This is a genomic window from Bacillus sp. JNUCC-21, assembly GCF_041222765.1.
GTDB lineage: Bacteria > Bacillota > Bacilli > Bacillales > Bacillaceae > Bacillus > Bacillus velezensis.
In genome coordinates, this window is record NZ_CP166019.1 from 18,600 (window position 1) to 32,744 (window position 14,145).

14 protein-coding genes, 1 tRNA gene, 1 rRNA gene, 1 other RNA gene and 1 other annotated feature are annotated in these 14,145 nt (G+C 47.2%); of the genes, 12 read left to right on the forward strand and 5 right to left on the reverse strand.

Going from position 1 to position 14,145, the window contains the following annotated elements; all coding sequences use genetic code 11:
• Positions 1-16 precede the first annotated feature (16 nt).
• The 3 genes from pdxS (at position 17) to serS (ending at position 3,110) form a co-directional block, all read left to right on the forward strand.
• A complete protein-coding gene (pdxS, locus tag JNUCC21_RS00080) occupies positions 17-901 on the forward strand; it encodes a pyridoxal 5'-phosphate synthase lyase subunit PdxS (protein WP_003150714.1) in 885 nt (294 codons plus the stop codon).
• Between the two features lie 21 nt (positions 902-922).
• Positions 923-1,513 (forward strand): pyridoxal 5'-phosphate synthase glutaminase subunit PdxT, encoded by a 591-nt coding sequence (pdxT, locus tag JNUCC21_RS00085; protein ID WP_007615126.1) that lies wholly within the window; start codon positions 923-925, stop codon positions 1,511-1,513.
• A gap of 52 nt (positions 1,514-1,565) precedes the next feature.
• Positions 1,566-1,778: a binding site (T-box leader), on the forward strand.
• Between the two features lie 54 nt (positions 1,779-1,832).
• Positions 1,833-3,110: a serine--tRNA ligase gene (serS, locus tag JNUCC21_RS00090; protein WP_369878481.1), complete on the forward strand. Its 1,278-nt coding sequence runs from the start codon at positions 1,833-1,835 to the stop codon at positions 3,108-3,110.
• Positions 3,111-3,120: 10 nt separating this feature from the next.
• On the opposite strand, the gene JNUCC21_RS00095 is transcribed toward serS, so the two are convergent.
• Complete coding sequence (locus JNUCC21_RS00095) at positions 3,121-4,266, reverse strand: glycerate kinase (protein WP_369878482.1); 1,146 nt, start codon at positions 4,264-4,266, stop codon at positions 3,121-3,123.
• A 216-nt stretch (positions 4,267-4,482) separates the two neighbouring features.
• On the opposite strand from JNUCC21_RS00095, the gene JNUCC21_RS00100 reads away from it, so the two are divergent.
• Positions 4,483-4,575: transfer RNA gene (locus tag JNUCC21_RS00100), tRNA-Ser, on the forward strand.
• Between the two features lie 130 nt (positions 4,576-4,705).
• On the opposite strand, the gene dck is transcribed toward JNUCC21_RS00100, so the two are convergent.
• From dck to JNUCC21_RS00120, 4 genes are all read right to left on the reverse strand, one after another.
• A complete protein-coding gene (dck, locus tag JNUCC21_RS00105) occupies positions 4,706-5,359 on the reverse strand; it encodes a deoxyadenosine/deoxycytidine kinase (protein ID WP_007615132.1) in 654 nt (217 codons plus the stop codon).
• Positions 5,356-5,979 (reverse strand): deoxyguanosine kinase, encoded by a 624-nt coding sequence (gene dgk, locus JNUCC21_RS00110; RefSeq protein ID WP_014416710.1) that lies wholly within the window; start codon positions 5,977-5,979, stop codon positions 5,356-5,358. Before dgk ends, dck begins: the two co-directional genes overlap by 4 nt.
• A gap of 95 nt (positions 5,980-6,074) precedes the next feature.
• Entirely contained in the window at positions 6,075-7,358 is a 1,284-nt protein-coding gene (locus JNUCC21_RS00115) for a LysM peptidoglycan-binding domain-containing protein (protein WP_369878803.1), read from the reverse strand.
• A gap of 71 nt (positions 7,359-7,429) precedes the next feature.
• The gene (locus JNUCC21_RS00120; RefSeq protein WP_076982851.1) at positions 7,430-7,981 is read right to left on the reverse strand and encodes a cysteine hydrolase family protein; all 552 of its coding nucleotides are present in this window, start codon (positions 7,979-7,981) and stop codon (positions 7,430-7,432) included.
• A gap of 82 nt (positions 7,982-8,063) precedes the next feature.
• Here JNUCC21_RS00120 and tadA point away from each other — a divergent pair, with 82 nt between their 5' ends.
• The 8 genes from tadA (at position 8,064) to JNUCC21_RS00160 (ending at position 14,045) form a co-directional block, all read left to right on the forward strand.
• Complete coding sequence (gene tadA / locus JNUCC21_RS00125; RefSeq protein ID WP_007615141.1) at positions 8,064-8,546, forward strand: tRNA adenosine(34) deaminase TadA; 483 nt, start codon at positions 8,064-8,066, stop codon at positions 8,544-8,546.
• Positions 8,547-8,630: 84 nt separating this feature from the next.
• Positions 8,631-8,895, forward strand: an RNA gene (gene ffs, locus JNUCC21_RS00130) — signal recognition particle sRNA large type.
• A gap of 133 nt (positions 8,896-9,028) precedes the next feature.
• Entirely contained in the window at positions 9,029-10,720 is a 1,692-nt protein-coding gene (gene dnaX / locus JNUCC21_RS00135) for a DNA polymerase III subunit gamma/tau (protein ID WP_216062038.1), read from the forward strand.
• A gap of 24 nt (positions 10,721-10,744) precedes the next feature.
• Positions 10,745-11,068 carry a YbaB/EbfC family nucleoid-associated protein gene (locus JNUCC21_RS00140; protein WP_029326155.1) on the forward strand — a complete coding sequence of 108 codons (324 nt, stop codon included), beginning with the start codon at positions 10,745-10,747 and terminating at the stop codon, positions 11,066-11,068.
• A gap of 14 nt (positions 11,069-11,082) precedes the next feature.
• Positions 11,083-11,679, forward strand: coding sequence for a recombination protein RecR (recR, locus tag JNUCC21_RS00145; RefSeq protein WP_007615147.1), 597 nt, complete (start codon positions 11,083-11,085; stop codon positions 11,677-11,679).
• An 18-nt stretch (positions 11,680-11,697) separates the two neighbouring features.
• Positions 11,698-11,922 carry a YaaL family protein gene (locus JNUCC21_RS00150; protein WP_007408755.1) on the forward strand — a complete coding sequence of 75 codons (225 nt, stop codon included), beginning with the start codon at positions 11,698-11,700 and terminating at the stop codon, positions 11,920-11,922.
• Between the two features lie 60 nt (positions 11,923-11,982).
• Positions 11,983-12,246 (forward strand): pro-sigmaK processing inhibitor BofA family protein, encoded by a 264-nt coding sequence (locus JNUCC21_RS00155; protein WP_003150686.1) that lies wholly within the window; start codon positions 11,983-11,985, stop codon positions 12,244-12,246.
• A 249-nt stretch (positions 12,247-12,495) separates the two neighbouring features.
• Positions 12,496-14,045 (forward strand): 16S ribosomal RNA (locus JNUCC21_RS00160).
• Positions 14,046-14,145: the final 100 nt, after the last annotated feature.

Consider the following 14,145-nt stretch of genomic DNA (forward strand, 5'->3'; position numbering starts at 1 on the left):
CTAGGGGGACCAAATAATGGCTCAAACAGGTACTGATCGTGTAAAACGCGGCATGGCGGAAATGCAAAAAGGCGGCGTCATCATGGACGTTGTAAATGCTGAACAAGCGAAGATTGCGGAAGAGGCGGGAGCTGTTGCCGTAATGGCGTTAGAACGCGTTCCGGCTGATATTCGCGCTGCCGGCGGTGTTGCCCGCATGGCTGATCCGACAATCGTTGAAGAAGTAATGAATGCTGTATCCATTCCCGTAATGGCAAAAGCGCGTATCGGACATATCGTTGAAGCGCGTGTCCTTGAAGCAATGGGAGTAGATTACATCGATGAAAGTGAAGTTCTGACTCCGGCTGACGAAGAATTTCATTTAAATAAAAACGAATATACAGTCCCGTTCGTATGCGGCTGCCGTGATCTCGGCGAAGCAACGCGCCGTATCGCTGAAGGAGCTTCCATGCTTCGTACAAAAGGCGAACCGGGAACAGGAAACATTGTGGAAGCTGTCCGCCATATGAGAAAAGTAAACGCGCAAGTGCGCAAAGTTGTTGCGATGAGCGATGACGAGCTGATGACTGAAGCTAAAAACCTCGGCGCTCCTTATGAACTGCTTCTTCAAATCAAACGTGACGGCAAACTGCCTGTAGTGAACTTTGCTGCCGGCGGAGTAGCGACGCCTGCTGACGCGGCATTGATGATGCAGCTTGGCGCTGACGGCGTATTTGTCGGTTCAGGTATTTTCAAATCAGACAACCCTGCTAAATTCGCCAAAGCAATTGTTGAAGCAACGACTCATTACACAGACTACAAACTGATCGCTGAGCTTTCTAAAGAATTAGGCACAGCAATGAAAGGCATCGAAATCTCAAATCTATTGCCGGAACAGCGTATGCAAGAACGCGGCTGGTAAAACCATAGGAGAGCTGGAAGCATGTTAACAATTGGTGTACTTGGACTTCAAGGAGCAGTAAGAGAACATATTCGTTCAATTGAAGCATGTGGTTCAAAAGGTGTAGTCATTAAGCGTCCTGAACAGCTGAATGACATCGACGGTTTAATCCTGCCGGGCGGGGAAAGCACGACGATGCGGCGTTTAATGGATACGTATCATTTTATGGAGCCGCTTCGCGAGTTTGCCGCCCAAGGCAAGCCGATGTTCGGCACATGCGCCGGTCTGATTATTTTAGCCAAAGAGATAGCGGGAACGGATAACGCTCATCTAGGGCTGTTGAACGTTGTCGTCGAGCGTAATTCCTTTGGCCGTCAGGTTGACAGCTTTGAAGCTGATCTGACGATTAAAGGCCTTGATGAGCCGTTTACGGGTGTATTTATTCGCGCACCGCATATTTTAGAAGCCGGAGAAGATGTTGAAGTGCTTTGTGAGCATAACGGACGCATCGTGGCTGCAAAGCAGGGGAATTTCCTCGGCTGCTCGTTCCATCCTGAACTGACGGATGATCACCGGGTGACAGAGCTGTTTGTGAAGATGGCGGAAAAGCATAAGCAGGAAACAGCTGTATAAAACAGTTGAAAACCGCTGATACTTATAGTACATTATAAACACAAATAAAGATCGAAAAGCGTTGACAGGAAGCAGTAGGGAGCCTCTCTTTCAAAGAGAGCCGATGGGTGGTGCGAATCGGTGAAAGATGCTGTCCGAATCCGTCCTTGAGCGAAATGCTGAAAACTAGTAGGCATTTACGGGAAAACCGTTATGTGTTAAAGCGGGAAGCAAGTGTGAGCTTGTTTTCAATCAGGGTGGCAACGCGAGAGCTCTCGTCCCTTTTAGGGGATGAGGGCTCTTTTTTATTTTCGATAAAAACAGATAGGAGTTGTTAGGCATGATTGATACGAAGGTGCTGAGAGCCAATTTTCAAGAGGTAAAAGCGAATCTCATTCCAAAAGGCGAAGACTTATCTGACTTTGACAAGTTTGAAGAGCTGGACGAAAAGAGAAGAGAGCTTATCGGTAAAGTAGAAGAACTGAAGGGAAAACGCAATGAAGTATCTCAGCAGGTCGCCGTTTTGAAACGGGAGAAAAAAGACGCTGATCATATTATTAAAGAGATGCGCGAAGTGGGCGAAGAAATTAAGAAGCTTGATGAAGAGCTTCGTACTGTCGAAACGACGCTCGAAACCATCCTTCTGTCTATTCCGAACATCCCGCACGATTCAGTGCCCGTCGGGGAAACGGAAGATGATAACATTGAAATCCGCAAGTGGGGAAAGGCGCCGGCATTTTCATATGAGCCGAAACCGCATTGGGATATCGCAGACCATTTAAACATTCTTGATTTCGAACGCGCTTCAAAAGTAACAGGCAGCCGGTTTGTGTTTTATAAAGGATTAGGCGCCCGCCTCGAACGCGCGCTCTACAACTTTATGCTGGATCTTCACGTTGATGAATATGATTACACGGAAGTCATTCCTCCTTATATGGTAAACCGTACGAGCATGACAGGTACGGGACAGCTTCCTAAATTTGAAGAGGATGCTTTTAAAATCAGAGAAGAGGATTATTTCTTAATTCCGACGGCGGAAGTGCCGATTACAAATATGCACCGCGATGAAATCTTATCCGGTGAGAACCTGCCGATCAATTATGCCGCATTCAGCGCCTGCTTCCGTTCAGAAGCGGGATCTGCCGGCCGTGATACACGCGGTTTGATCCGCCAGCATCAGTTCAACAAGGTTGAGCTTGTGAAATTCGTGAAGCCGGAAGATTCTTATGAGGAGCTTGAAAAACTGACAAATCAAGCCGAGCGGGTGCTTCAGCTGCTCGAACTGCCGTATCGTGTCATGAGCATGTGTACCGGTGATCTCGGCTTTACAGCCGCGAAAAAGTACGATATTGAGGTATGGATTCCAAGCCAAGACACATACCGTGAAATTTCTTCTTGCAGTAACTTTGAAGCCTTCCAGGCGAGACGCGCAAACATTCGATTCAGACGCGAAGCGAAAGGCAAGCCGGAGCATGTGCATACATTAAACGGTTCAGGCCTTGCAGTCGGCAGAACAGTAGCTGCCATCTTAGAAAACTACCAGCAGGAAGACGGAAGTGTCATCATTCCGAAAGTGCTTCGTCCTTATATGGGAAATAAAGAAGTCATCAAACCGTAAAAGGTGCGCCCTAGAGGCGCGCCTTTTTTGCTGCCCGGTATAGAGCGGCGGCATTCCGGGCTGTGCTTTCAAGGTTAAAACGGCCGGATGCTAAGGCGTCTTCAAGACTTACAGCGCCGGGCACGATAGAAAATACAGCTGTTATTCCTGCGCTGTAAACATGCTCGAAATTTTTGCCTAAGGAGCCTGCCAATGCGATAACGGGAATTTCTTGAGCAGATGCGCGTGCGGCGATCCCGGCGGGGGTTTTGCCGAATATCGTTTGTCCGTCTATCTGCCCCTCTCCGGTAATGACAAGGTCAGCGCCTCTTATCTGATCTGAGAAGGACAGTGTATCTAATACAACATCAATCCCGCTTTGAAGTTCTGCCTGTAAGAAAGCGATCAGTCCGGCGCCCAGTCCCCCTGCGGCGCCCGCGCCTTTTACGGTATCCGCTTCGATATCGTGCTGACGTCTCAATATGTCAGCGAAATGGCGTAAGTTGCGATCCAATACAACTTTAGTCTTCTCGGACGCCCCTTTTTGCGGGCCGAAGACATATGATGCGCCGTTTTCGCCGGTCAGGGGATTTTCGACATCACATGCGGCACGGATACGGATATGTTTCAGGTCAGGAGAGAGACCGCTTATATCAATAGAAGCTAGGGTGTGCAGAGCGCCTCCGCCGTCAGGTATCTCCTGACCTTCCTCATTTAAGAAACGCACACCGAGCGCGCTCGCCATTCCTGTTCCGCCGTCATTAGTTGCGCTTCCGCCAAGCCCGATGATGATCTCGCCCGCCCCGCGGGAAGCTGCATCTGCTATCAGTTCACCCGTTCCTCTTGTCGTTGTGTTCAACGGATCTCTGAGATGGCGGGGAACGAGATGAAGTCCCGATGCTTCCGCCATTTCAATGACTGCCGTGCGTCCGTCTCCCAGAAGTCCATATGCGGCATTTACCGGCGTTCCCAACGGACCGGTCACAGTTTTTTTGATGATGCTTCCGCCAGTGGCATCCGTCAAAGCCTGAACGGTTCCTTCTCCGCCGTCGGCCGCGGGTATCTTGATATATTCCGCGTCAGGGAAGATCGCTTTGAATCCTTTTTCTATGCTGTCAGCAGCTTCTTTTGATGTCATGCTTTCTTTGAAAGAATCGGGTGCAATGATGATTTTCATTATGTTCTCCACCTTTATGAGCAGGTTATCTGTTTGAATCTATTCTTGATTTTTACTGTGATTTCCTGCCCGTATGGCATACTGAGGTTGAATTGGACGCAAGACTTTTGTATGATAGTAAAGCTGACGGACAAGCGTTTAAGAAAAGAAATAAAAAATATGAAAAAGCGCTTGACTGAAATTCAGGTCATGTGGTATATTATTAAATGTCGATACGGAGGAATACCCAAGTCTGGCTGAAGGGATCGGTCTTGAAAACCGACAGGGGTGTCAAAGCCCGCGGGGGTTCGAATCCCTCTTCCTCCGCCATATTGATTTTAAACCTAATGAAACTCGAGCATATATTGGAGATTGTTTTGTCCGCTGCATGTGATGCAGCGGATTTTTTATATGCAAAAAAAGCGATTTTCTCTGTTCGGGGAAAATCGCTTTGCTATTTTTATTTATTTCTGTTTTCGTTGATCACGTGACTGATTTTTTCGATCAAAGGTTCCAGTGACTGTTCATCAGCTTCAAGGTCATAATCTTCAATGCGTACTTTCAGCACAGGGCAGGCGTTAAAACCGCTGATCCAGTCTTCGTACCGTGTATACATCTCTTCCCAATAAGAGCGGTTTGTCTGCAGCTCCATCTCGCGGCCCCGCTTTTCAATCCGGTTTATAATGTTTTCAAGGTCGCCTTCTAAATAGATCAAAACATCAGGATGCGGGAAGTACGGCGTCATGACCATCGCCTCAAATAGGCTTGTGTATGTTGTGTAATCTGTCAGCGACATGGTTCCTTTATCGGCGTGCATTTTTGCGAATATGCCTGTATCTTCATAAATCGAACGGTCCTGCACGAATCCGCCGCCTGATTCAAACATGTTTTTCTGCTCTTTGAACCGCTCAGCCAGAAAATAAATTTGCAAATGGAAGCTCCAGCGTTCAAAATCGTGATAAAACTTCTCTAAATAAGGGTTTTCATCCACTTCCTCAAGTGAGGTATGAAACCCGAGCCGTTTTGCTAAAGCTTTGGTCAAAGTCGATTTTCCGACTCCTACCGTTCCCGCTACTGTGATAATGGCGTTGTTTGGAATATGAATGTCTTTCATTTAATAAGCTCCTTTACCTGACGGGCAATTCTTTCATAGTCTGTCTTATTCAAAACAAAGTCTTCAGTATCACCGTCAATGGTCAGTACAGATATATCCGGGTCTTCTTCCTGAAGCTGTCTGATGGCTGTGTCGTAATCTGCAATGAGACGTTCCAGATATTGATGTTCGATATTTTTCTCAAACGGGCGCCCGCGTTTTTCAATGCGTTGAAGCAATGTCGGCAGGCTTGCCTTTATGTATACAATAACATTCGGTTTCGGCAAGTCGTGAGTGAGCAGATGATAAATCTGCTTATATTTCTCAAGCTTTTGGCCGTGCAATGTACGCTCTGCGAAAATAACATTTTTATAAATATGATAATCGGACAAAACGGGCTGTCCTTGTTTTAAATAATCTCGGTCGGTGTCTTCAAGCTGTTTATACCTGTGACATAGAAAAAACATTTCAAGCTGGAAACTCCACTCCTCGATATTGTCATAAAACTTATCGAGATAAGGGTTGTCTTCCACAATCTCATTAATCATAGGAAAACCGAGCTCTTCAGAAAGCATCGTAGCGAGTGTCGTTTTTCCTGCCCCGATAGGACCTTCTACCGCGATAAAAGGGGCTCTGTTCATTGAAAATCCTCCTTAATTCTGCAAACATCCGTCAGCTGCCGGCCTTTATATTGTATCACACTCTCAGAAAAGCCCATGAAAAAAGACGCTTCCAATTAACGAAACGTCTCTTTTACAATATGAAATTGATCGTTGAGCAAAAGCCAGTTTTGCGGGAAAGAAAGGCCGAGTTTCCAATAGCTGATTCCTCTTAAATGAAGTTCTTTAATTAAATTGAATTTCGCTTGAATGGATCGTGCGTCTTCAAACCATACTTCATGCCGTCTCTGATTTTCATCCGTGTATCGGAAGAATGGAGCCTGGGCGGTTTCGTCATATTGAATGTCGACTTTATAGCGTGCTGCCAGAGCGATTGCCTGCTGAGGACTGACGGCTTTGGCTGTAGTTCCCTGTTTAAAAGGCAGTGTCCAATCATAGCCGTACATATTTTGGCCCATGACGATTTTTGAAGAAGGCATTTCCGTCAGCGCGTACTCAATGACATTTCTTACAGGGCCGATAGGTGATACGGCCTGAGCCGGGCCTCCGCTGTACCCCCACTCATATGTCATGATCACGACAAAATCGACGATTTCTCCATGTGCCCTATAGTCATGTGCTTCGTACCATTTGCCGGCCTGAGTCGCGCTCGTTTTCGGAGCAAGCGCCGTTGAAATCTTCCAGCCTTCCCGATGAAAAATCGTCCTCGCTTCACGTAAAAAACGATTGTAGGCTTCTCTGTCCTGTGGACGTAAATATTCGAAATCAAAGTGAATATCGCGAAAGCCGTACTTTTTAGCCGTGGAGACGATTTCCTGAAAGAGTTTTGTTTTCACTGTATTGTCATTCAAGATGAGCCGCCCGAGTTCATCGCTGAATGCGTCATTTTCAAGGTTGGTGATGATCATCATCAGTGTGGTGTTGTGCCTGTCACTGATGCTTTTTAAATTGGTCAGAGGCGGTTCCTTTAAAGTCCCGTTCCGCTGCACTTGAAAACTGAATGCGCCGAGGTATGTTAAATAAGGAGAGGCCTCCCTTGCCGCCTGCTGGAGATTAGCGCTTACGCTCGTTCCCCGCGGTTCTATATATGCATTTGATTCGATATCGGGCTTATTCGCCTGCTGCGGAATGTAAAGGCGGGTTCCGGCTCTCAATGTGGTGCCGGGCTGAATTCCGTTCACCCTCGCAAGCTCCGCGGCCGATATATGAAAACGGCCGGCGATTGCAGCGAGAGTATCACCTTGTTTCACTTCGTAATATTGACCCTCAATCGGGATGACAAGGGTTTGTCCGACAACCAATGTATTTGGATTAGACAGTTTATTTGCTTCCGCAATGACATTTGCGGCAGTCCGGTAGCGCGCCGCAATAGCGGAAAGCGTGTCGCCCCGTTTCACTATATAGATCTGAATGAAAAACGCCTCCTTTCATATCCGCTATCAAATATATGAAAAAAGGAGGCTGATCATGTTTATTTTTCGGCGGTAATTTGTTTTTCCGTGGTTATTTCTGCGAAGAGAACATTCTCCATCATGGTCAAAGCGAAATCATTGTCTTCGTCGTTATTGGAAGCGGTGCAGTCTTTCGGAATGGCAATGCTGTATTCTCTCATATAGGCGTCGTTGGCCGTGAACAGCACACAAATGTTCCCGGCAATCCCCGTGATGACTAATCGGTTCACTTGTAATTCGGTCAGAAGGGTGTGAAGCGCCGTTTCGTAAAAAGCGGAATGCTTCGGTTTAATGAGAAAATAATCATCCGGCTGAGGCGAAATATCTTTTATAATGGGGGCGCTTCTGTCGTTGCTGCATTCCTCCCTGATGGCATCAATATCAGCCTTCCAGAGCCCGTAATGATCATTAATATAAATAATCGGCCAGTTGCTTTGTTTTGCATGCTTCTTTAATGATAAAATACGGGGGACAATTTGTTTGGTTTTTTCAGCAAGACGTTCGCCCATATCAAATTGAAAATTGTTAATCATATCGACAATCAGAAGGGCTGTGTTGTTAGGTTCAGACAATACCGGCAACTCCTTTCTGCTGGGGTATTCCTATTTTAACCTTTATGAGACATGAAAAAACTTAAGAAGAGAGCTCGAACCTATGAATGATGAATATTATATGAGAGAAGCCATAAAAGAAGCGAAGAAAGCCGAAGCGAAAGGTGAAGTGCCGATCGGAGCAGTTCTTGTTCTGCATGATGAGATCGTGGCGCGGGCGCATAATCTGCGGGAGACTGAACAGAGGTCGCTTGCCCACGCCGAAATGCTGGCGATAGACGAAGCGTGCCGTAAGCTGGGGACATGGAGACTTGAGGATGCCGTTCTTTATGTCACTTTGGAGCCGTGTCCGATGTGCGCGGGAGCCGTCGTGCTTTCGAGAGTCGATAAGGTCGTATTCGGCGCATTTGATCCCAAGGGGGGCTGTACAGGAACGCTGATGAACCTCTTGCAGGAAGAGCGGTTCAACCACCAAGCGGAAGTGGTGAGCGGCGTGCTCGGAGAAGAGTGCGGAGAAATGCTCAGCGCTTTTTTCAGAAAGCTGCGCCGGCAAAAGAAAGACATGAGGAAAAAGTTGTCTGAGTAGTACGGTTGCATTTTCTGCCTGAAGCAGATATACTTATGTGTGCATCATGAATGGTGCTCATATAAAAATTTGATATTTATTTTGCCGTGCTAAGCGGGGAGGTAGCGGTGCCCTGTACCCGCAATCCGCTCTAGCGGGGCCGAATCCCTTCTCGAGGTTCGTTTACTGTAAGGTCTGCCTTAAGTAAGTGGCGTTGACGTCTGGGTCCTGCGCAATGGGAATTCATGAACCATGTCAGGTCCGGAAGGAAGCAGCATTAAGTGAAACCTCTCATGTGCCGCAGGGTTGCCTGGGCTGAGCTAACTGCTTAAGTAACGCTTAGGGTAGCGAATCGACAGAAGGTGCACGGTAAATCAATCATCAAATTTCAGACTCACCTGTTTATGGCAGGTGAGTTTTTTCGTATATGAAAAACGGGTTTTGGCGTTAAAAGCACGTTCATGTATAATAAACATGATGAATAACAGAGGAGGGCGCATCCTGTGGGTTACCAAGCTTTATATCGAGTATTTAGGCCTCAGCAGTTTGAAGATGTGGTCGGACAGGAACACATTACGAAAACGCTGCAAAATGCCCTTTTGCAAAAGAAATTTTCTCATGCATATCTGTTTTCTGGACCGCGGGGAACGGGAAAAACCAGTGCAGCTAAAATATTTGCGAAAGCAGTCAACTGTGAGCACGCCCCCGTAGAAGAACCGTGCAATGAATGTGCGGCGTGCAAGGGGATCACAAACGGCTCTATATCAGATGTGATTGAAATAGATGCGGCGTCGAATAACGGCGTAGACGAAATCCGCGACATCCGTGACAAAGTAAAATTCGCCCCGTCGGCCGTCACCTACAAAGTATATATTATAGATGAGGTGCATATGCTCTCTATCGGCGCATTCAATGCGCTTCTGAAAACGCTGGAAGAACCGCCGGCACATTGCATTTTCATATTAGCTACGACTGAGCCTCATAAGATTCCTTTAACCATTATCTCCAGATGTCAGCGTTTTGACTTCAAACGGATTACATCCAAAGCAATTGTCGGACGAATGAAGACAATCGTCGATGCAGAGCAGCTGAAGGTGGAAGAAGGAGCCCTTGATATCATAGCGAGTGCTGCGGACGGAGGAATGAGGGACGCGCTGAGCCTGCTCGATCAAGCCGTATCATTCAGCGGTGAGGAGCTGTCGGTGGATGACGCATTGCTCATTACCGGAGCCGTTTCTCAGCACTATATTGGGAAACTTGCATCTGCTCTTCACAGCAAACAGGTTTCCGGGGCATTGGAAACACTGAATGAATTGCTCCAGCAGGGGAAAGATGCGGCCAAACTGATTGAAGATATGATTTTCTATTTCAGGGATATGCTCTTGTACCAGGCCGCTCCCGGTTTAGAAGGAGTCCTGGAGAAGGTGAAGGTCGATGAAACGTTCCGGAATCTGAGCGGTGATATACCGGCCCCCGCTTTATATGAAATGATTGATATCCTGAATAAAAGCCATCAGGAAATGAAGTGGACGAACCACCCAAGAATCTTTTTTGAAGTGGCTGTCGTGAAAATATGCCAGACGGCACAGCAATCCGCGGGAGATATCCCTGAGGTCGGCATGCTGATGAATAAGATCCAGCAGCTTGAGCAGGAAGTGGAAAGACTGAAAACCTCCGGTGTGAAGGTTCAGATGGAAAGCGCTCCGAAAGAAGCTCCGCGTCCTCAAAAAGGCGGAAAAAGCCATTACAAAGCTCCAGTCGGAAGAATTCATGAGATATTGAAGGAAGCCACAAGACCTGATCTTGAACAGCTTAAAAGCAGCTGGGGTAAGCTGCTGGCACACCTGAAACAGCAGAATAAGGTGTCTCATGCGGCTCTTTTGAATGACAGTGAACCGGTGGCTGCTGCTCAAAAGGCATTTGTGCTTAAATTTAAATACGAAATCCATTGTAAAATGGTTGCAGAAGACAATAACGGAGTCCGTACGAATCTTGAACAGATTCTCGAATCAATGCTCGGGAAAAGAATGGATTTGATTGGCGTTCCGGAAGCACAATGGGGTAAAATAAGAGAAGAATTTTTAAATGATCACCAGCAGGAAAGTGAAGGATCAAACGAACCGGCTGAAGAAGATCCGCTGATTGCAGAGGCGAAAAAACTTGTCGGAGCGGATTTAATCGAAATAAAAGACTAATAAGATGAAAGAGAGTGATTGAATATGCGTGGCGGAATGGGAAACATGCAAAAAATGATGAAACAAATGCAAAAAATGCAAAAGGATATGGCGAAGGCTCAGGAGGAGCTTGCCGAAAAAGTGCTTGAAGGCACAGCGGGCGGCGGAATGGTGACTGTAAAAGTCAACGGCCAAAAAGAAGTTGTAGACGTTGCCATTAAAGAAGAAGTCGTTGATCCGGAAGATATCGAAATGCTTCAGGACCTGATTCTTGCCGCAACAAACGACGCCCTCAAAAAAGTGGATGACATGACGAATGAGACAATGGGACAATTTACAAAAGGAATGAACATACCGGGTTTATTCTAGGGGGATAAATAAACATGCAGTATCCTGAACCAATATCAAAGCTGATTGACAGCTTTATGAAATTGCCAGGGATCGGACCGAAAACAGCGGTTCGTCTGGCTTTTTTTGTTCTAGGTATGAAAGAAGACGTGGTATTAGATTTCGCGAAAGCATTAGTAAATGCGAAGCGCAACCTGACATATTGTTCGATTTGCGGACATATTACAGATCAGGACCCTTGTTATATATGTGAGGACACAAGAAGGGATAAGTCTGTTATTTGTGTCGTGCAGGACCCTAAGGATGTTATCGCAATGGAGAAAATGAAGGAATATAACGGCCAGTATCATGTTCTTCACGGCGCGATTTCACCAATGGACGGCATCGGCCCGGAGGATATTAAGATTCCGGAGCTGCTGAAACGTCTTCAGGATGATCAAGTGACAGAAGTCATTCTCGCAACCAACCCTAATATTGAAGGGGAAGCAACAGCGATGTATATATCAAGGCTGTTAAAGCCCTCAGGCATCAAGCTCTCCCGTATTGCCCACGGTCTGCCCGTCGGCGGTGATTTGGAATATGCTGATGAGGTCACTCTTTCAAAAGCTCTTGAAGGAAGACGTGAATTGTAAGGGAGGAAAAGGCAAGGCATGGGTTTTCTTCGCAGAAATACATTAAGAAAAGAGTTTGACGAGAAGCTGATAGAACAGCTCTTTAAACAAAAAGAAGAATGGAACAGGCAGAAGAGTCTGGTCGAGAAAAGTCTCGAGCCCTCCGCTGAGGTGTTGTTTGAGCTGAAAGTCGCTGAATCTAAATACTTTTTCTATTTAAAAGAAGCGAAGCAGCGGAATTTGAAAATGAGCAGATGGAAGTAAAAGGTCTATTCTCCGGGGTCTTCTCATAAGCTTGTACTAAACAAGCGAGGGGGAAGATTCATGGAGCCTTTTTTCATTATCGGTTTGATTGTCGGTCTGGTTGCTTTGCTTTTTTTATGGGGAGTATCTTCAAAACCTTTAAGATGGATTGGTGTGACTGCGATTAAGTTTATTGCCGGCGCGATTTTGCTGGTGGGTGTGAACTTGTTCGGAGGCAGTCTCGGTATTCATATCCCTGTTAACCTGATTACAACGGGCATCAGCGGGATTCTGGGGATTCCCGGCATCGCTGCTTTGATAGTCATTAAACGCTTCATCATTTAATTTGCCGATTATTGTTGACATGTTGGATCAAGGGTGGTATTCTAATATACGTCGCTGATGACGAAACGAATTCTTAAAAAAGAAATTTTAAAAAGTTATTGACGACTTTGAAGTTGATATGTTACAATAATTAAGTCGCTTCGAGAGCGATGGACAAAGTTCTTTGAAAACTAAACAAGACAAAACGTACCTGTTAATTCAAAGTTTTAAATAAATCGCACAGCGATGTGCGTAGTCAGTCAAACTACTTTATCGGAGAGTTTGATCCTGGCTCAGGACGAACGCTGGCGGCGTGCCTAATACATGCAAGTCGAGCGGACAGATGGGAGCTTGCTCCCTGATGTTAGCGGCGGACGGGTGAGTAACACGTGGGTAACCTGCCTGTAAGACTGGGATAACTCCGGGAAACCGGGGCTAATACCGGATGGTTGTTTGAACCGCATGGTTCAGACATAAAAGGTGGCTTCGGCTACCACTTACAGATGGACCCGCGGCGCATTAGCTAGTTGGTGAGGTAACGGCTCACCAAGGCGACGATGCGTAGCCGACCTGAGAGGGTGATCGGCCACACTGGGACTGAGACACGGCCCAGACTCCTACGGGAGGCAGCAGTAGGGAATCTTCCGCAATGGACGAAAGTCTGACGGAGCAACGCCGCGTGAGTGATGAAGGTTTTCGGATCGTAAAGCTCTGTTGTTAGGGAAGAACAAGTGCCGTTCAAATAGGGCGGCACCTTGACGGTACCTAACCAGAAAGCCACGGCTAACTACGTGCCAGCAGCCGCGGTAATACGTAGGTGGCAAGCGTTGTCCGGAATTATTGGGCGTAAAGGGCTCGCAGGCGGTTTCTTAAGTCTGATGTGAAAGCCCCCGGCTCAACCGGGGAGGGTCATTGGAAACTGGGGAACTTGAGTGCAGAAGAGGAGAGTGGAATTCCACGTGTAGCGGTGAAATGCGTAGAGATGTGGAGGAACACCAGTGGCGAAGGCGACTCTCTGGTCTGTAACTGACGCTGAGGAGCGAAAGCGTGGGGAGCGAACAGGATTAGATACCCTGGTAGTCCACGCCGTAAACGATGAGTGCTAAGTGTTAGGGGGTTTCCGCCCCTTAGTGCTGCAGCTAACGCATTAAGCACTCCGCCTGGGGAGTACGGTCGCAAGACTGAAACTCAAAGGAATTGACGGGGGCCCGCACAAGCGGTGGAGCATGTGGTTTAATTCGAAGCAACGCGAAGAACCTTACCAGGTCTTGACATCCTCTGACAATCCTAGAGATAGGACGTCCCCTTCGGGGGCAGAGTGACAGGTGGTGCATGGTTGTCGTCAGCTCGTGTCGTGAGATGTTGGGTTAAGTCCCGCAACGAGCGCAACCCTTGATCTTAGTTGCCAGCATTCAGTTGGGCACTCTAAGGTGACTGCCGGTGACAAACCGGAGGAAGGTGGGGATGACGTCAAATCATCATGCCCCTTATGACCTGGGCTACACACGTGCTACAATGGACAGAACAAAGGGCAGCGAAACCGCGAGGTTAAGCCAATCCCACAAATCTGTTCTCAGTTCGGATCGCAGTCTGCAACTCGACTGCGTGAAGCTGGAATCGCTAGTAATCGCGGATCAGCATGCCGCGGTGAATACGTTCCCGGGCCTTGTACACACCGCCCGTCACACCACGAGAGTTTGTAACACCCGAAGTCGGTGAGGTAACCTTTATGGAGCCAGCCGCCGAAGGTGGGACAGATGATTGGGGTGAAGTCGTAACAAGGTAGCCGTATCGGAAGGTGCGGCTGGATCACCTCCTTTCTAAGGATTTTAACGGAATATAAGACCTTGGGTCTTATAAACAGAACGTTCCCTGTCTTGTTTAGTTTTGAAGGAACTTTGATTCTTTCATATGGTAGAT